The sequence below is a fragment of the Gilliamella sp. Pas-s27 genome, from assembly GCF_009795865.1.
In the GTDB taxonomy this organism is placed as follows: Bacteria; Pseudomonadota; Gammaproteobacteria; order Enterobacterales; family Orbaceae; genus Gilliamella.
In genome coordinates this window covers 26,854-45,258 of sequence record NZ_WTEW01000005.1, presented here as the reverse complement: position 1 = coordinate 45,258, position 18,405 = coordinate 26,854, and the positions used below count along the sequence as shown (strand labels likewise).

15 protein-coding genes are annotated in these 18,405 nt (G+C 37.3%); 13 read left to right on the top strand and 2 right to left on the bottom strand.

The features are described from left to right. The first annotated feature begins 101 nt into the window (after nucleotides 1–101). The 8 genes from fdnG to GQ589_RS03200 all read left to right on the top strand — a co-directional run bounded on the left by fdnG (nucleotide 102) and on the right by GQ589_RS03200 (nucleotide 10,061). A complete protein-coding gene (gene fdnG / locus GQ589_RS03235) occupies nucleotides 102–3,170 on the top strand; it encodes a formate dehydrogenase-N subunit alpha (RefSeq protein ID WP_160424570.1) in 3,069 nt (1,022 codons plus the stop codon). 15 nt (nucleotides 3,171–3,185) lie between these two features. Next, nucleotides 3,186–4,160: a formate dehydrogenase subunit beta gene (gene fdxH / locus GQ589_RS03230; RefSeq protein WP_160411850.1), complete on the top strand. Its 975-nt coding sequence runs from the start codon at nucleotides 3,186–3,188 to the stop codon at nucleotides 4,158–4,160. Continuing rightward, nucleotides 4,153–4,869 carry a formate dehydrogenase subunit gamma gene (locus tag GQ589_RS03225; RefSeq protein ID WP_160424569.1) on the top strand — a complete coding sequence of 239 codons (717 nt, stop codon included), beginning with the start codon at nucleotides 4,153–4,155 and terminating at the stop codon, nucleotides 4,867–4,869. Before fdxH ends, GQ589_RS03225 begins: the two co-directional genes overlap by 8 nt. 104 nt (nucleotides 4,870–4,973) lie before the next feature. Beyond that, nucleotides 4,974–5,882, top strand: coding sequence for a formate dehydrogenase accessory protein FdhE (gene fdhE / locus GQ589_RS03220; protein ID WP_160424567.1), 909 nt, complete (start codon nucleotides 4,974–4,976; stop codon nucleotides 5,880–5,882). Between the two features lie 163 nt (nucleotides 5,883–6,045). After that, nucleotides 6,046–7,008, top strand: a complete 963-nt coding sequence (locus GQ589_RS03215) for an ABC transporter substrate-binding protein (RefSeq protein WP_160400956.1) — start codon at nucleotides 6,046–6,048, stop codon at nucleotides 7,006–7,008. Between the two features lie 304 nt (nucleotides 7,009–7,312). After that, the gene (locus GQ589_RS03210; protein ID WP_160424640.1) at nucleotides 7,313–8,269 is read left to right on the top strand and encodes an ABC transporter substrate-binding protein; all 957 of its coding nucleotides are present in this window, start codon (nucleotides 7,313–7,315) and stop codon (nucleotides 8,267–8,269) included. A gap of 62 nt (nucleotides 8,270–8,331) precedes the next feature. Beyond that, nucleotides 8,332–9,264 (top strand): ABC transporter permease, encoded by a 933-nt coding sequence (locus tag GQ589_RS03205; RefSeq protein WP_160400954.1) that lies wholly within the window; start codon nucleotides 8,332–8,334, stop codon nucleotides 9,262–9,264. Nucleotides 9,265–9,266: 2 nt separating this feature from the next. Then, a complete protein-coding gene (locus GQ589_RS03200) occupies nucleotides 9,267–10,061 on the top strand; it encodes an ABC transporter ATP-binding protein (RefSeq protein WP_160400953.1) in 795 nt (264 codons plus the stop codon). A 70-nt stretch (nucleotides 10,062–10,131) separates the two neighbouring features. Here the strand turns inward: GQ589_RS03200 and GQ589_RS03195 are convergent, their stop codons facing one another. Beyond that, the gene (locus GQ589_RS03195) at nucleotides 10,132–11,478 is read right to left on the bottom strand and encodes a histidine-type phosphatase (protein WP_160424565.1); all 1,347 of its coding nucleotides are present in this window, start codon (nucleotides 11,476–11,478) and stop codon (nucleotides 10,132–10,134) included. 249 nt (nucleotides 11,479–11,727) lie between these two features. Between GQ589_RS03195 and dauA the strand changes: the two genes are divergently transcribed. Next, a complete protein-coding gene (gene dauA / locus GQ589_RS03190; RefSeq protein WP_160400951.1) occupies nucleotides 11,728–13,401 on the top strand; it encodes a C4-dicarboxylic acid transporter DauA in 1,674 nt (557 codons plus the stop codon). Nucleotides 13,402–13,594: 193 nt separating this feature from the next. Then, nucleotides 13,595–14,149 (top strand): HdeD family acid-resistance protein, encoded by a 555-nt coding sequence (locus GQ589_RS03185; RefSeq protein WP_160424563.1) that lies wholly within the window; start codon nucleotides 13,595–13,597, stop codon nucleotides 14,147–14,149. Between the two features lie 127 nt (nucleotides 14,150–14,276). Here GQ589_RS03185 and rsgA read toward each other — a convergent pair whose 3' ends face one another. After that, a complete protein-coding gene (gene rsgA / locus GQ589_RS03180; protein WP_160424560.1) occupies nucleotides 14,277–15,305 on the bottom strand; it encodes a small ribosomal subunit biogenesis GTPase RsgA in 1,029 nt (342 codons plus the stop codon). 79 nt (nucleotides 15,306–15,384) lie between these two features. On the opposite strand from rsgA, the gene orn reads away from it, so the two are divergent. Genes orn through hemH form a run of 3 tightly spaced genes read left to right on the top strand, consistent with a single transcriptional unit; the run spans nucleotide 15,385 to nucleotide 18,241 of the window. After that, the gene (gene orn, locus GQ589_RS03175; protein WP_160424558.1) at nucleotides 15,385–15,948 is read left to right on the top strand and encodes an oligoribonuclease; all 564 of its coding nucleotides are present in this window, start codon (nucleotides 15,385–15,387) and stop codon (nucleotides 15,946–15,948) included. Nucleotides 15,949–15,953: 5 nt separating this feature from the next. Further along, entirely contained in the window at nucleotides 15,954–17,228 is a 1,275-nt protein-coding gene (gene waaA / locus GQ589_RS03170; RefSeq protein WP_160424556.1) for a lipid IV(A) 3-deoxy-D-manno-octulosonic acid transferase, read from the top strand. Next, nucleotides 17,228–18,241 (top strand): ferrochelatase, encoded by a 1,014-nt coding sequence (gene hemH, locus GQ589_RS03165; protein ID WP_160424555.1) that lies wholly within the window; start codon nucleotides 17,228–17,230, stop codon nucleotides 18,239–18,241. Before waaA ends, hemH begins: the two co-directional genes overlap by 1 nt. Nucleotides 18,242–18,405 lie beyond the last annotated feature (164 nt).

Sequence of the window (18,405 nt, the reverse complement as noted above, 5' to 3'; positions counted from 1 at the left end):
TTTCCATGCTATTAAAGATTATCATTACAACTTATAAGGATGTTAATAACTTCCAATATAATAAATCAAATAATGTGATGTCAGCTTTCTAAGGAGCCCATATGCTATTTAACCGTAGGCAGTTCTTTAAGATCTGTGCTGGTGGTATGGCAGGAACAACGGTAGCCACACTAGGACTAGCGCCGAATGTCGCGCTTGCACAAACTCGCCAATTTAAATTACTCAAATCCAAAGAAACTCGTAACAACTGCACTTATTGCTCAGTGGGTTGTGGAATGCTACTTTATAGTCGTGGCGATGGCGCTAAAAATGCCGAATCATCCATCTTTCATGTTGAGGGCGATCCTGATCATCCTGTTAGCCGCGGCTCGCTTTGTCCTAAAGGCGCTGGAGTTCTTGATTATATCAAAAGTGAAAATCGTGTTAGATATCCACAATACCGAGCACCAGGTTCAGATAAATGGCAAAAAATAAGTTGGGATGATGCAATTGACCGTATTGCTCGTTTAATGAAAGCTGACCGAGATAAAAACTTCATTGAAAAAAATGAGAAAGGCACGACGGTTAATCGTTGGACAACAACAGGATGGCTTGTCACATCGGCCGCAAGCAACGAAACAGGCTGGTTAGCCTTTAAAGTTGCTCGTGCATTAGGCATGTTAAGCCTTGAAACCCAAGCTCGAGTTTGTCATGGACCGTCTGTATCTAGCTTAGCTGCCACGTTTGGTCGAGGGGCAATGACTAACAATTGGAATGATATCAAAAACGCCAATGTTGTTATTGTCATGGGCGGTAATGCCGCAGAAGCCCATCCAGTTGGCTTTAAATGGGCAATTGAAGCTAAAATTAATAATGGCGCAGAACTAATTGCCATTGACCCTCGTTTTCACCGAACAGCTTCAGTTGCGGATCATTATGTACCCATTCGCTCAGGATCTGACATTGCATTTTTACTTGGTATTATTAATTATCTGATTACTCATAACGAAGTTAACTTTGAGTATTTAGTGACACACAGCAATGCTAGCTTAATTGTGCGTGATGATTTTAATTTTGATGTTAATAGTGGATTGTTTAGTGGTTATGATGCAACTAATCGTCAATATGATCAAACCAGTTGGGCATATCAAAAAGACGAAAATGGTTATGCTCTTCGGGATAAAACACTAAACCATCCTCGTTGTGTCTGGAATCTATTAAAACAACACGTTAGCCGTTATACCCCCGAAATGGTAAATAAGGTTACTGGTAGCCCAATTGATGGATTTTTACATGTCTGCCGATCACTTGCTAGCACAAAAACCAATGATAGAGCAGCAACCTTTTTATATGCATTAGGTTGGACTCAACACACTTATGGATCACAAATTATCCGTACCGCTGCCATGGTCCAGCTTATTTTAGGTAATATTGGCGTTATGGGCGGAGGTATTAATGCTCTGCGTGGGCATTCAAATATTCAAGGTTTAACCGATGTAGGTTTGTTGTCAAATCGCCTGCCAGCTTATCTTGATTTACCTAAAGAGTCTCAAGTTTCACTTACTCAGTATCTAGATGAAAAAACACCAAAACCACTTGGTCCAAGCGAAATAAATTTTTGGAGAAATTATCCTAAATTCTTTGTCAGTTTTATGAAATCAATGTACGGTGATAAATCGACTAAAGATAACGATTGGGGATTTGATTGGTTACCAAAATGGGATAAAACCTATGATGTTTTAAGATTTAGTAAAATGATGCGCGATGGACAAGCCAATGGCTTTATTTGTCAGGGCTTTAACCCACTTGCTGCTCTACCCGATAAAAATAGTGTTCGTGAAGGTTTATCTAACTTAAAATTCTTAGTTAGCATTGATCCTATGCCAACTGAAACCGCTGAGTTTTGGAAAAACCATGGTGAATCAAATGATGTGGATTCTAGCAAGATTCAAACGGAAGTCTTTAGATTACCATCTAACTGTTTTGCTGAAGAAAACGGAACAATTGTTAACTCTTCCCGTTGGTTACAATGGCATTGGGCAGCAGCTAAACCGCCTTACGAAGCATTATATGATCCTGAAATTATTGCACGTATCTTTTTAAGAATTAAAGAACTATATGCCGAAGAGGGCGGTACTTATCATGAGCCAATTGATAATTTAGTTTGGGATTATCAAGACCCTGAAGGTCCAGCAGCCGAAGAACTAGCCAAAGATTATAATGGACGTGCACTTGCAGATATCACTGATGCAAATGGAAATGTTATCCTTAAAAAAGGTCAGTTACTCAGTGGTTTTTCCCAATTAAAAGCAGATGGAACAACGTCATCAGGTATTTGGATATTTTGTGGTTCTTGGACTGAGCAAGGCAACCAAATGGCAAGGCGAGATCCAAGCGATCCGTCTGGCAAAGGCGTTCATGCTGGTTGGGCTTGGGCATGGCCAATGAATCGACGTGTACTTTATAATCGTGCATCAGCGGATGAAAACGGCAAACCATGGGATCCAAAACGAGTTTTAGTAAAATGGAACGGCTCAAACTGGATCGGTAATGATGTTCCTGATTTTACGGCAACATTATCGCCAAGTGCTGGAGCAGGCGCTTTTATTATGAATAATGATGGTTTAGGTGGATTATTTTGTTTAAATCGATTAGTTGATGGACCGTTCCCTGAGCATTATGAACCGTTTGAAACGCCTATTACCAATAATCCATTGCATCCAAATCAAATAAGCAGTCCTGTTGCACGAGCATTTAAAGAAGATTTGGCTCGCTTAGGTAATGCTAGCGAATTTCCTTATGTTGGCACGACTTATAGCATCACTGAACATTTCCACTTTTGGACACAGCATGCAAGGTTAGCATCGATCACTCAACCAGAGCAATTTATTGAACTAAGTGAAAATTTAGCCAATAAAAAAGGTATCAAATTAGGTGATACGGTTAAAGTAACTTCATATCGGGGCTATATCAAAGCTAAAGCAGTCGTGACAAAACGTCTTCCGACATTAACCGTTGATGGTAAAGAGATTGAAACCATAGGAATTCCTATTGTGTGGGGATTCACAGGGCAAACAAAGAAAGGATTTTTGGTTAATGAATTAACACCTCATTTAGGTGATGCTAATTCACAAACACCAGAATATAAATCATTCTTAGTCAATATTGAAAAAGTTACCAGTGCGGCATAAGGAGGAAGATCAATTATGTCATTACAAACACAAGATATTATTCGCCGCTCAGGAACCAACGCATTAACACCAGCGCCACGAGCCCGCGATTATCAACAAGAAGTCGCAAAATTAATCGATGTAACAACATGTATTGGCTGTAAAGCGTGCCAAGTTGCCTGTAGCGAATGGAATGACTTACGAGCCGAAATTGGCAATACTGTCGGCGTGTATGATAATCCCGCTGACTTAGAGCCCAAAGCTTGGACCGTAATGCGTTATTCGGAAGTTGAAATTAATGGTAAATTCGAATGGCTGATTCGTAAAGATGGTTGTATGCACTGCTCAGATCCTGGGTGCTTAAAAGCTTGCCCTGCCGAAGGTGCTATTATTCAATATGCCAATGGTATTGTGGATTTTCAATCAGAACACTGTATTGGTTGTGGCTATTGTATTGCTGGTTGTCCCTTTAACATTCCAAGGGTCAGTAAAGAAGATAATCACTCTTATAAATGTACTTTATGCGTAGATCGTGTTGCTGTGGGGCAAGAGCCAGCATGTGTAAAAACTTGCCCGACGGGCGCTATCCATTTTGGCACAAAACAAGACATGATTCGCCATGCTGAACACAGAATTGTCGATTTGAAAAAACGAGGGTTTGAAAATGCGGGGCTTTATGATCCACAAGGTGTTGGTGGTACGCATGTGATGTATGTTTTACACCATGCAGATCAACCAGAACTTTATCACGGTCTGCCTAAAGATCCACAAATTAGCGAAATTGTTAAATTCTGGAAAGGTGTTTGGAAACCACTTTCAGCGGCAGCATTTGTTGCCACCTTTGGAGGTTTACTATTCCATTATATGGGCGTAGGTGCAATTGAAGTCGACCAAGATGATATTGAACACGAAAAAGAAGCCGATAAACAAGCACGAAAAAAATTAGGATTACCAGTTGTTGAACGTAAAAATGGTGCTAATTTACCACAACAGGAGAATCATCATGAATAAGAAAGGAATGATATTAAGAACACCATTAATTGTTCGCTTCTGCCATTGGTGTATGGTATGTCTATTTATTTTGACTGCGCTATCAGGTTTATCACTGTTTTTCCCATCAATAAAACTATTTGGTTTGTTCCTTGGCACCCCACAATTAGTGAGAACATTACACCCTATTTTGGGCTGTATTGTTTTTGTATTGCTGATGTTTATGTTTTTAAAATTGGTTCATCATAACATCCCTAATAAGCAAGATATGGTGTGGATTAAAAACTTTAAAAGCGTCATTATGGGCAAAGAAGAAGGCATTCCAATTGGTAAATACAACGTCGGTCAAAAGTTTCTGTTCTGGTGCATTATGGGCTTAATTTTTGTCTTATTCGTTACGGGACTTATTATGTGGCGTCAGTATATTTCGGATTATTTTCCAGTACAGACTGTTCGTATTGCGATATTATTTCATTCACTTGCCGCAATTAGCTTAATTTTACTGGCTATTGGCCATGCTTATATGGCAATTTGGGTTAAAGGCTCGATTAAAGGGATGATAACGGGCTATGTATCACGTGCTTGGGCACGAAAAAATCATTCCGCTTGGTATGAACAAGAGATGGAAAAAGTCTATCAAGCAGAACTAAAAGCCAAAACCGAATCAGATCAGCCGACAACTAACACGAAACATGATATCAAGAATGACATTGAACATAAAACGATTTAATTAACGTTTTTATATAACGCCAATTTACCGCTGACAATATATCAGCGGTACTACGTTTGGTTAAAGTCTATAATCAGCTAAGTCACAATCAATGAGAATTTATAATGAGTATAAAAATCATCCCACAAAAACAACTTGAACAACAGGCAACAAACTCAGTGATTAGACAGATTCCATTAATTTTTTATCCATCACCAACAACGACTTATGCACATCGAGCAAAGCGCTTAAAAAGCTTGGCAACCAATAACCCATTTAGTGATTATTTAAATTTTTGTGCCACAATCGCCGAACAACAAGCCAATTTAGCTAAACAAAATCCTATTAATGTTGATTTGTCTGAATATCTTAACAACGAAAATCCACCATTAAGTTTAAGCAATCGACCATTGTCCACGAGTTGGCAAGAATACCTCAATGAATTATTAAGTTCGATAACTGCAACAACTGAACAAATAACATTAGTCATTGAGCAACTTAAAAAAAATAGTGTTCAGCAGCTACAAGATAAAGCGCTACATCTACTCAATAATGAGTTTGCTCATGTAGAGGGTAACGAAGCGATATTTATTTGGGCAGCATTGTCGGTTTATTACAGTCAACTAGCAAGCCAAATTAAAGGCAAAGCAATAGCAGAAAGCACTGATAAAAGCTGGTTATGCCCAGTATGCAACAACATACCTGTTGCTAGTATCATCCAATTAGGTAGCAATAATGGCTTACGCTATTTACATTGTAGTTTGTGTGAAAGCGAATGGTATGTGCCTCGAATAAAATGTACCTGCTGTGATAACATGAAAGATATTCAATACTTTTCACTTGATAACGAATTATCCCCCACCAAAACAGAATGCTGTGATGCTTGCCATAGCTATTTAAAAATCTTCGATCAAGATAAAGATCCACACATTGAGATTATTGCTGATGACATTGCTTCGCTAATATTAGATATCAAAACAGAAGAAGAGGGATTTGCTAAAAGTGGAATAAATCCTTTTATATTCGCTCAATAAAAAGTGACTATAACACGATGATTAAAAAAATAATTTATGGTTATTGATTACCACTTTTATAACGGCTTTGTTAACAATAATCATTAATTCATAAAATACAACTTAACTTTTTAGGCTAATAAGGCTACAATGAAACTATTGTACTAGTTTATGAGTGTATTTTATGAAACGCTTTACTTTATTGATAATAATGATATTGCTTGTGCCTTTTTACAGTTTTGCTGATGCAATGAAAAATGTCGCCATTACGGCAATTGTTGAGCATCCATCATTAAACCAAATCCGTGATGGTGTCAAAGATGAATTAACCGATAGCGGCTATACATTAAATGATAATTTAACCGTACAATACAAAAGTGCACAAGGAAGCAGTGCCACTGCAGCTCAAATAGCAAAGCAATTTGCTACAGCAAAACCTGATGTTATCGTTGCAATTGCAACACCAAGCGCACAAGCAACAGCTGCTGCAACTAAACAAATTCCTATCGTCTTTGCGGGAATTACCGACCCCATAGCAGCTAAATTAACCAAAGATTGGCAACCAACAGGCACCAATATTACTGGCGTATCTGATTACCAAGAAATAGGTCCACAAATTGATTTTATGAAAAAAATTGTACCTAACGTTAAATCAGTCGGTTATATTTATAGCCCAAGTGAAATTAACTCAACGGTTGTACTAAGACACCTGCAAACATTGCTAACAGAACAAGGGATCGCCCTTTTTGCCGTGCCAGCTCAACGAACATCAGACATTCCAACGGCGGCCGCCTCATTAAAGGGTAAAGTTGATTTAATCTATACCACAACGGATAACAATGTGGTTTCGGCCTATGAGTCTTTAGTTAAATTTGCTAATGAGAATAAAATTCCCCTTTTAGCCTCGTTCCCTGATGCTATTGAACACGGTGCTGTTGCGGCATATGGCATGAGTTATTACGATGTGGGTCGTCAGTCAGGCAAACTTGTTGTGCGCATATTAAAAGGTGAAACCGCAGGTAATATTGCTCCAGAAATAGGACAATCTCTTCGCCTTGTCATCAATATTGATGCAGCTAAAAAACAAGGAATTACATTTACACCTGAAGTGATTCAATCTGCTGACAAAGTCATCGGTAATCATTAATTTAATATCCCTAAAATCAATAAAAATCCTTGTTCACTTAAGTGAACAAGGCACTTAATATTACAAAGCATCATTCTGAATCAATAAACATCACTGACTCTCAACTTTAATCGAATACTAAGATACACATCATTAACATCGCTTTTAATAATGCCTTTGTAACTGTAATGAAATATTTACAGATAACCTGTTTTTTATTATAGAAAATTATCTAATTTTGCTTTATAGTAACTCAATATTTAGCTTATATGTAAAAAAAATATTACAGGAGCGTTTTATGCGTAATTCTATAATTAAACTTTGTATGTTACTGAGTTTATCGTTAGCAACATTTTGTTCTTTTGCTGATGCTGAACCTAAAGCTGAACAAAAATTTGTTGCTATCACCGCAATTGTTGAACATCCTGCGTTAGACAATGTACGCAAAGGTGTTGAAGACGAATTAAAAGATAACGGTTATATTAATGGCCAAAATCTAAAACTACAATTTGCCAGTGCACAAGGAACTAGTGCAAATGCAGCGCAAATTGCTAAACAATTTGCAGCAAGTAAACCTGATGTTATCGTTGGTATCGCAACGCCTAGTACACAAGCGTTAGTTGCTACAACCAAAAATATTCCTATCGTTTTTACTGCTGTAACTGATCCTGTTGCGGCTAAATTAACATCAAGCTGGGAAGCATCAAAAACGAATGTAACAGGCGTATCTGATGCACTACCGCTTGATTCTCAAATTGAGATGATGCTAAAAATTAAACCGGATGCTAAAAATATTGGTTATGTTTATAGCCCAAGTGAAGTTAATTCAACAATTGTACTTAAAGAATTACGATCAGCACTTGAAAAACGAGGTATGAAAATCATTGCTGCCCCAGCTCAACGAACATCAGATATCTCAACCGCAGCTCAAAGCTTAAAAGGTAAGGTTGATATGATTTATACCACAACTGATAATAACGTCGTTTCCGCTTATGAAGCGTTAGCAAAAGTAGCTAACGAAAACAAAATTCCTTTGCTAGCATCAGATCCTGATTCTGCAGAACGCGGTGCTATTGCTGCTTTAGGTATGAGTTATTATGATCTTGGTCGACAAGCTGGTAAAATTGTTATTCGCATCCTTAATGGCGAAAACCCAGGTGATATTCCACCACAAGTGGGCAATATTACTCAACTAACAATTAACAAAAAAGCAGCTGAACGCCAAGGTGTCACTTTATCTGAAGATATATTAAAATCAGCCGCAAAAATTGTTGAAAAATAATTTTTACACTTTTATTATCATTAAACCGCCAATATTGGCGGTTAACTTTAATGGATTTTTGAATGTCTTTTGAATTTTTATTAGGCTCAACCGAAATTGGCCTTATTTATGCACTTGTCAGTTTAGGTGTATTTATTTCGTTTCGTTTACTGGATTTTCCTGATCTAACTGCTGATGGTAGCTTTCCTCTTGGAGGGGCGGTATGTGGTTTATTCATCTATATTGGCGTTGATCCTTGGATTGCAACATTTCTTGGCATGTTTGCAGGTTGTCTTGCTGGTGCAATGACAGGGTTATTATATGTCAAACTAAATATCTTACAGCTACTCGCTAGTATTATTGTCATGATGGGGCTCTATTCAATAAATCTTCGGATTTTAGGTGTTGGCCGTTATGTCACTGGTGAAGCGGATCAAATTGTGGGTACACCCAACCTATCATTATTGGGTTCGGATACAATTTTTACATCACTTCCTTTTGAAGGATCTATATCGCAATACCTTATAATCTTAGGGTTTGTCATTGTATTTTGGATGCTACTAAACCTATTTTTAAATACCCAAAAAGGCCTTGCTTTAAGAGCTACAGGGACTAACCAACGAATGGCAAAATCGCAAGGGATTCCAACGGATGGCATCATCATTTTAGGAATGGCGATTTCAAATGGTTTAATTGCGCTAGGTGGATCATTATTTGTACAAACACAAGGCAGTGCTGACATCACTATCGGCGTTGGCACTATCGTTATTGGGCTTGCCTCGATTATACTTGGAGAAAGCATCTTCCCAACAAAACGCATCTGGTCGATTATGTTTGCGATCATCTTAGGGTCTATCTTATATCGTTTATTTATTGCTTTTGCATTAAGTAATGAAACCCTAAAAAGTATCGGTGTTGGAACAGAAGATCTTAATATCATCACCGCATTATTAATGGTATTAGCACTTGTATTACCAAAACAAATAAGAAAACTCTCGAAGAAAAGAGGAAAGTAAACATGATTAAAGCAGAACAATTACATTTAACCTTTAATCAAGGTACGCCGATTGAGAATCATGTATTACGAGGGTTAAATCTTAACATCAGTGAAGGGGAATTTGTCACAATCATCGGCAGTAATGGTGCAGGGAAAAGCTCGTTACTTAACGCAATTAGTGGTGATTTACTGACTGATTCTGGCTGCATTATGATCAATGATAAAAATGTCACTCGATGGCCAGCATGGAAACGCGCGGGTATGGTTGCTCGAGTATTCCAAGACCCAATGGTTGGAACTTGTGAAAACCTAACGATAGAAGAAAACCTTGCTATTGCTTATAACCGTGGTAAAAAATTCACATTATCTTCAGCGCTTAACCGCAAAGCACGTTCAATATTTAAAGAAAAACTAGCAACATTAAACCTAGGACTTGAAAATCGACTAACCGACATGATGGGACTACTTTCTGGTGGGCAAAGGCAAGCTGTTAGCTTATTAATGTCAACTTTACAACCATCTAAAATACTACTTCTAGATGAGCACACTGCGGCACTTGATCCTAAAACGGCGCAATTTGTTTTAGATCTTACTGATAAAATCGTGTCACAAAACAAATTAACGACCATGATGGTAACTCACTCAATGAAACAAGCCTTGGAATATGGCACCCGAACAGTCATGTTGCATCAAGGGCAAGTAGTACTTGATGTATCGGGCGAAGAACGTGCTAAATTAACTGTCACCGACCTTTTAGCCATGTTTGAACGAACACGCGGTGAAAAGGTTACCGACGATGCTCTGCTTTTAGGTTAACCATTATCAAAAAGCAATATTTCTATTAGAAATATTGCTTTTTATCTATCGCAATTAATTCCATTACAGCCTAATTTGCTGCGGGTGACGGGACATAACTTAAACCTAATTTATTAAGCTTATCTGTATAAAATTGCTTTATATCACTCCAACGATAATAAGGGTATTGCGCTGATTTTATAGGTAGATGCACTTCACGCTCGTTTAATAATACTTTAACTAATACAGGCTGATTTGCTTGTTCGCTTTTATAAAAAATCCATTGAATATTGGCACCCATAGGAATAATTTTATCTGCTTGCCAAACGGCATAATAATCAAAAATAGACTCAGCAACAGTGGATGTACCTTCAATTTCAAGTAAAGTAGCTAAAGGTGAAATAGTTTCAGCATGAGCAAAACGCAAATTAGCATCAATATTATTATTCGCTATTGCAATATCGGCAGTGTTTAACATATCCCACAACAATGGGGCGGCAATTTTTATTTGGATACCATTGGCATCAAAAGCAGGACCAATTTCCAGATAATTTTTAGCTGTAACCACGGTATTAAGCCAAGTATTTTCATCAACCGAAAAATACGAATTAAGGTCAAGATAATTATCCTTTAATAATTGAGGCGAAAATGCTTGTAACTCTTGATACAATTGGTAAATCGCAATCACGAAATCTCGCGTTGTTACAGATGGTTTGTCGACAACTTCAATACCGCTATCTAGCTTTTGAATAAAATCATCAACAAAGATCTTTTTTGCAACCTGTTTGCTTATTTGTTGCGTTTTAGGAGCATTTTCTACTGATTTCACGGCATTTTTTACTATTTTACTGTGTTTATATTCATCATAATCTGGTGAATAATCAAAAAAACGCAATAACGTTTGCTGATCTTCGGGTTGCTGTGTGACATGGATATTAGGATATTTAGATTTGAAAGAACTAACGAATATTTCTGCGGTTTCTTTGGCTCTTGGTGAGCTAGAGGAAACAACATCAATTTCCTTTCCGTTAAACACAGTAGGATTATTGTTCAGCATTCGTTGACTAATCAAAGCTATATCTTTACGACCAAGATCGGTAAGTTGACCGTAATGATTTTTATTTAACTCACTAATACGAATTATTTGCCTCAATAAATCTTTTCCAAGGTTAGTTAATTGATCTTGCTTTTCGGCCATTGACAAAATTTGATAAGCAATATCTTCAGATTTTGACTTACTGATATAACGTGAACCATGTCGCCCGACATGATCGATATAAAACGCCACATACCCAACTGGTGCAGGAGTAATCTTTTGTTCGGTATCATATTGATAAGCTGTCTTAGACCCCAAAATTATAGATTGTTGAGCAAAACTTACAGCAGAAAACGCACATAAAAAAACAGTAAACCATTTGCAAAAACGAACCGTAACCATACGCTTTTCCCCTTGAAATAAACAATGTTAATATACCATTAAAAATACTCTCAACATCACTACCTTATAGTGTAGATTAACATAAAAATTAAAATAAGCCGTACTTATCAAGTCATCGCATCAATAAAACACTACCTATAAAAAACTTCAAAAAAAAGATGATTATTTTTATAACACTCTTTTATTTTTTGTAAAAAAGATTATCTTATTAAGCACTCAACACAACTTTCCTTTAATTGATTAGATACAATGAAATTATACGGCCTTTCTGGCACAAAAATTAGCTGTGCATTAGTATCCTCATGCATAAACACCCCTTACAGCATTCCTCGTTTTATTAAAGACTTAATAGCCGGCATAACTGTTGGTATTATTGCTATTCCGCTAGCAATGGCATTAGCAATTGCCAGTGGAGTACCGCCACAACATGGCTTATATACAGCCATTATTGCTGGTTTGGTGATTGCATTAACGGGAGGATCACGTTTTAGTGTTTCTGGCCCAACGGCTGCATTTGTCGTTATTTTATATCCTGTTTCATTACAATACGGATTATCTGGACTACTCATTGCCACCTTATTGTCGGGGATATTCCTTATCTTTATGGGCATGGCTCGATTAGGTCGATTAATTGAATATATTCCACTCCCTGTTGTATTAGGCTTCACTTCGGGCATTGCCATCACTATCGCCACCATGCAAATTAAAGATTTTTTTGGCTTAACGCTTGAACATATGCCAGAAAGCTATATTAGCAAAGTCATTGAACTAACAAAAAATCTACCAACTATCAACATTGCTGATACCATTGTTGGTTTTGTCACACTAATGGTATTAATTGCATGGCCAAAACTTAAAGTAAAAATACCGGGGCACCTACCTGCACTCATTGCTGGCGTGATTGTCATGTTTATTTTTAATCAATTAGGCTACCAGATTGAAACAATTGGTTCTCGATTCACCTACACAATGGCTGATAATACCATAGGGCACGGTATTCCATCCGTACTACCAGAATTTTCTTTACCGTGGCTTCATACTGAATTTAACTGGGATTGGTCAATGCTCACAGCCCTATTACCCATTTCACTAACCATGGCAATGTTATGTGCAATTGAATCATTATTGTGCGCAGTCGTATTAGACGAAATGACACACACCAAACACCACTCAAATAGTGAACTTATTGGGCAAGGTTTAGGTAATATCATTGCCCCATTTTTTGGTGGTATATCAGCAACAGCGGCTATCGCAAGGTCGGCCGCCAATGTCAAAGCAGGAGCAACATCACCTATTGCTGCTGTATTACATTCATTAGTTGTATTACTTGCACTTATTTGCTTTGCGCCAGCATTATCGTTTATTCCTCTATCTGCGATGGCTGCCTTGTTACTTATCGTGGCATGGAACATGAGTGCTGTTCAACGTGTCATTTATATCATCAAATGCGCCCCTAAAGACGATATTTTAATTATGCTTATTTGCATGTCGCTAACAGTACTATTTGATATGGTGATTGCAATTACTGTTGGAATTGTGCTGGCATCAATTCTATTTATGCGCCGTATTGCTCGAATGACCCGCTTAGTTGAACTAAACCAAAGCAACGATAAAACCCTTGCATTACGAATTAACGGCCCACTCTTTTTTGCTGCTGCTGAACGTACTTTTTCAGAAATATATCAAAAAATCAATGGTTATAAACACATCGTATTACAATGGGATGCCGTGCCTATTCTTGATGCAGGCGGACTCAATGCTTTAATACATTTTATTGATGAACTTCCTGAACATGTCGATTTATCGATTTGCGAGTTACAATTTCAACCATTAAAAACCCTTGCTCGCGCCAAAGTAGTGCCAACATCTAACAAAATCATGTTCTATTCAACATTAGAAGAAGCACTGAAAGATAAAGATTAATTTTAAATTTAGTCTTATCATATTTACTAATTTAACTGCACAGTCAAAGTTTCAGCAAAAATAATGACTGTGCAATAAATTAAAGCTCCACGACCTTTCTTTTTATTTTCTATTCACTATTAGCAAACGCATAGGTTTTAAAGATAATTTTAATTTAAAACCCAAAATTAACTTATAAAAACAGGAAAATAACATGATATCTAACAAAAACGAGCTACAAAACCTAAAACCAAAATCAAATTGGTTTATTTTAATTGGTGTTATTTTAATTGTATTAGGATGTTTAGCATTAACTTATCAGTTTATCGCCACTGTCTTTTCTGTCTATTTTATTGGTTCATTAATATTAATTGCAGGGATTGCTCAAGCATTACATTCATTTAACATAAAAAGTTTTGGCCAATCAGCTTTATGGGCAGTAATGGGGATTTTATATATAGTGATTGGCTTGATGTCATTTTTCCAACCCGTTGCGGTTTCATCGGCGTTAACACTAGTTATTTCATTCTTATTACTGATGAGTGGTTTTACTCAGTTATTTGCAGCGCTAAATAATCGTAATTTACCAAGCTGGGGATGGATTTTAACCTCTGCCATTATTACACTTATTTTAGGCTTTATGATTATCATAGGATGGCCATACGACAGCGTTTGGGTATTAGGTATGTTTTTAGGTATCGACCTCATCTTCCAAGGTTGGGCTTATGTTGCGATTGGTTTTGCAATTAAAGCAGTAAATAAAAAATAAATTATGCCAGTGCTCACAATCAAGTAGCGATACGTTTAGCTATATGTCACACGATTCCTACTTATTGTGAGCAATCATTTATGAACATAATACAGCTTAATTGCAACAAACAACACGCCAAAACCGACTACTTATAGCTTTTATTGGTTTTTGCCTTAACTTCTTGCATTGTCTGCAAAATTCGATGATAGTTATCTAACCTTGATTGAGCGATTTCACCATCTTGCACGGCTTTTTGTAGTAAACATCCTGGTGTGTCAAGATGATTACAATCCCGAAAATGGCAACCGCCCAAATAATTATCAAATTCTTTAAAACCACTAATCACTTGCTGTGGTTCTAAGTGCCATAATCCGAATTCGCGGATCCCTGGAGAATCAATAATATCACCACCGTTTGGTAAGTGATAAAGTCTAGAGGATGTGGTTGTATGCTGACCAAGCCCTGATATTTCTGAAATATCTCCAGTCATCGCTGATTGTGATTGATGCGGTAACAGCAAATTAATAATACTTGATTTACCCACACCAGACTGTCCAACTAAAATAGAAATCTTACCTTGTAAAATATCCTGTAATACAGCAATACCTTGTTGATGCTGGCATGAAACATACAACACTTGATAACCAATTTTAGTATAAATAGCCAATTGGCTTTCAACATTTGCTCGCTCGACATCGTTTAATAAATCAATTTTATTTAAAACAATAATCGGTTTAATATCTGTTGCTTCACAAGCCACCAAATAACGGTCGATAATATTAAGAGACAACTCTGGCAATACAGCCGATATAATCACAATTTGATCCACATTTGCCGCAACAGGTTTAACACCATCATAAAAATCAGGCCTAACCAATTCAGAATGTCGAGGGTGAACAGCTTCAATCACACCATTGGTATTAGGCTCTAAACTTTCACGCCACATCACTTTATCGCCAGTGACTAACGAAGGTAACGTTCGTCGAATACTACAGCGATAAATATTGCCAGTATTATCCTCAACATCAGCCGATTTACCAAAACGACTGATAACCACACCATCACGCGGTGATGAAAAGTTAGATAGGCTTTCATCTTGCTTTGTTGCTAACCGTTGTTGATGTTTAGCTGCCATGCGTCTTTTTTGATTATTGGATAATTGAATTTTTGCCATAGTACTCATTTTTTACTAAAACAGATTGCCAGTTATGCTACACTACTCAGTATCAAAAAGAAATTATCTATCACATATTATGACTAAACAAACACAAATTAATAGCAACAATCTAATTTGGGTTGATCTTGAAATGACAGGCCTAGATCCAGCCGTTGATCGCATTATTGAAATTGCAACGATCGTCACCGATTCCAACCTTAATATCCTTGCTGAAGGACCTGTCATTGCAGTTCACCAATCTGATGAACAGTTAGCACTAATGGACGAATGGAACCAAAACACACATGGCAAATCAGGACTAATTGAACGTGTTCGCCAAAGTACCATCAGCGAACAACAAGCCGAATTACAAACCATTGAATTCTTAAAACAATGGGTGCCTGAAAACAGCTCGCCAATTTGTGGCAACACCATTGGGCAAGATCGACGTTTCTTATTTAACTATATGCCTAATTTAGAAAGCTATTTTCATTACCGCTATTTAGATGTCAGTACAATTAAAGAACTAGCCAAACGCTGGAAGCCCGAAATATTAAAAGGCATCAGTAAACAAAGTTCACACCAAGCACTTGAAGACATTCGTGACTCGATTGCCGAATTGGCTTATTATCGCCAACACTTTTTTAATATAACTATTTAATTAGTATGCAAATTTTATATACTATTTTATTATATTTACTACAACCTTTTGTCTGGCTAAGGTTACTTTGGCGTAGCCTTAAAGCGCCAAATTATCGCAAACGTTGGCTTGAACGTTATGGTTTTTGTAAAAACAAAGTCAAGCCCAACGGCATTTTAGTTCATGCGGTATCGGTAGGCGAAACCATCGCCTCAATACCACTTATCAAAGCACTTAAGCAACAATACCCGCATTTACCCATCACTGTCACCACCATGACACCAACGGGATCTGAACGAGTCAAATCGTTACTTGGTGATAGTGTCAGCCATGTTTATTTACCTTACGATTTACCTTGTGCAATCCATCGTTTTCTAAAAACAGTACAACCTAAATTAGTGATTATTATGGAAACCGAACTTTGGCCTAACATGATTAGCCAATGCCATAACAAAAACATCCCCCTAATTATTGCCAATGCTAGATTATCTGAGCGATCAGCAAACCGATACCGCAAACTCGGTTCTGCCATTAGCCACTTATTATCAAAAATCAGCACCATTGCCGCACAAAATAAGCAAGACGGCGAACGATTTATGTCATTAGGCTTACCGCCTGATCACTTAACCGTCACAGGCAGTATTAAATTCGATATTGAGCTAACCGAACAACAACAGCGAAAAATTGCCATGCTAAAACAGCAATGGCCATTAAATCGCCCAGTATTTATTGCCGCAAGTACCCATAATGGCGAAGACGAAATTATTTTAACGGCCTTTCAACGGTTATTACTCAAACATCCTGATTTATTATTAATTATTGTTCCCCGCCATCCTGAGCGCTTTAAAACAGTTGAAAAGCTAATTGATGACCGCAAACTAAATTACATCAACCGCAGTCACAATAATGCCCCAACGCGACAAACCCAAGTTATATTGGGCGACACAATGGGCGAACTAATAGAACTTTATGGCATTGCCAACATCGCCTTTGTTGGGGGGAGCTTAGTTGAGCATGGAGGACATAACCCACTAGAGCCAGCACTGCATCACATCCCGATCATAAGTGGCAAACATTTTTTTAATTTTAAAGTAATTGGTGAACAACTCATTTCAGCACAAGGAATGCAAGTTTGTGCTAGCTCGGCTGATGCACTTTATTCAACGATTGATGCATTATTAAACAGTCAAATTAATCGCCAACAAATGGGTGAACACGCCTATCAAGTATTAAAACAAAATCAGGGGGCATTAGGTCGGCTTCTTGCTATTATCAACCGATATCTTAAAAATAAGGATTAATGGTGACCTCAAAAGAAGGACTATTACTTGTAAACCTAGGCACTCCAAACGCCGCAACGCCAGAAGCCATAACGCAGTATTTAACTGAGTTCCTGCTTGATAGGCATGTTGTTGATCTGCCTAGACTGCTTTGGTATCCGCTTTTAAAGTACCGCATAATCCCCAAACGCGTACCTTATATAATTAAGCATTACCAAAAAATCTGGATAGAGGGTAACTCGCCATTATTGCATTACAGCCAATTATTATGTAACAAGTTACAACAGTGTTTACCCAATGTGCAATGCGAATTAGCCATGACTTATGGTGATCCCACTATGCAATCGGCATTGAATCATCTTAGCTCATGTACCAAAATTACAGTATTGCCCCTCTTTCCGCAATACTCAACCACCACAACACTTGCCGTACTAGATAAACTTAACCAACTCATCAACCACAATCAAATCACTGCAAACATTAACTACATTCGTGATTATGCGGATCATCCAAGTTATATCAATGCACTATATTTGCAAATCAAACAGGCTTTTCAACAGCAAGGCGAGCCGGAAGTGCTCGTTCTGTCTTACCATGGTATCCCAGAGCGCTATATCCACAAACGAAAAGAGGATTATATTGAACGTTGTGAAATGACCACGCAATTATTAATCGAAAAATGTCGAGAAAATGGGATAAATCGACCAATCCAAATGGCGTATCAATCCAAATTTGGTAAAGGTAAATGGGTCGAACCCAATACCAGTGATGTATTAAAACAGCTAGCCAAGCAAGGCATAAAAAACGTGCACGTCATCTGCCCAGGTTTCTCGGTAGATTGTATTGAAACCCTTTATGAAATTGATGAAGAAAATCGAGAACTATTTTTTAATGCAGGAGGAAAAACGTTTTATTATATTCCCGCATTAAATGAGAGCGACTTACAGATTAGTTTTATCATAGAGCTAATTAATCATACTCAACCGCTTACATTTAAAAACTTATGCTCAAACACCTTATATTCAAACACATAGTCTCCTAAAATTTTTTACAGAAGCAAAGTGACTTAAAAAGATTATGCAAGACTGGTGATTGTAAATGTTCAAATGATTCAAATTCACAAATATTAATGCTAAATAGCTGTCTATCTCTCCTATAATTTATGGCGTATGATAGGATATTATTAATAATTGAGTAT

Coding starts and splice junctions, on each gene's coding strand:
- fdnG (WP_160424570.1), top strand. CDS start 102: ATGCTATTTAACCGTAGGCAGTTCTTTAAGATCTGTGCTGGTGGTATG.
- fdxH (WP_160411850.1), top strand. CDS start 3,186: ATGTCATTACAAACACAAGATATTATTCGCCGCTCAGGAACCAACGCA.
- GQ589_RS03225 (WP_160424569.1), top strand. CDS start 4,153: ATGAATAAGAAAGGAATGATATTAAGAACACCATTAATTGTTCGCTTC.
- fdhE (WP_160424567.1), top strand. CDS start 4,974: ATGAGTATAAAAATCATCCCACAAAAACAACTTGAACAACAGGCAACA.
- GQ589_RS03215 (WP_160400956.1), top strand. CDS start 6,046: ATGAAACGCTTTACTTTATTGATAATAATGATATTGCTTGTGCCTTTT.
- GQ589_RS03210 (WP_160424640.1), top strand. CDS start 7,313: ATGTTACTGAGTTTATCGTTAGCAACATTTTGTTCTTTTGCTGATGCT.
- GQ589_RS03205 (WP_160400954.1), top strand. CDS start 8,332: ATGTCTTTTGAATTTTTATTAGGCTCAACCGAAATTGGCCTTATTTAT.
- GQ589_RS03200 (WP_160400953.1), top strand. CDS start 9,267: ATGATTAAAGCAGAACAATTACATTTAACCTTTAATCAAGGTACGCCG.
- GQ589_RS03195 (WP_160424565.1), bottom strand. CDS start 11,478: ATGGTTACGGTTCGTTTTTGCAAATGGTTTACTGTTTTTTTATGTGCG.
- dauA (WP_160400951.1), top strand. CDS start 11,728: ATGAAATTATACGGCCTTTCTGGCACAAAAATTAGCTGTGCATTAGTA.
- GQ589_RS03185 (WP_160424563.1), top strand. CDS start 13,595: ATGATATCTAACAAAAACGAGCTACAAAACCTAAAACCAAAATCAAAT.
- rsgA (WP_160424560.1), bottom strand. CDS start 15,305: ATGGCAAAAATTCAATTATCCAATAATCAAAAAAGACGCATGGCAGCT.
- orn (WP_160424558.1), top strand. CDS start 15,385: ATGACTAAACAAACACAAATTAATAGCAACAATCTAATTTGGGTTGAT.
- waaA (WP_160424556.1), top strand. CDS start 15,954: ATGCAAATTTTATATACTATTTTATTATATTTACTACAACCTTTTGTC.
- hemH (WP_160424555.1), top strand. CDS start 17,228: ATGGTGACCTCAAAAGAAGGACTATTACTTGTAAACCTAGGCACTCCA.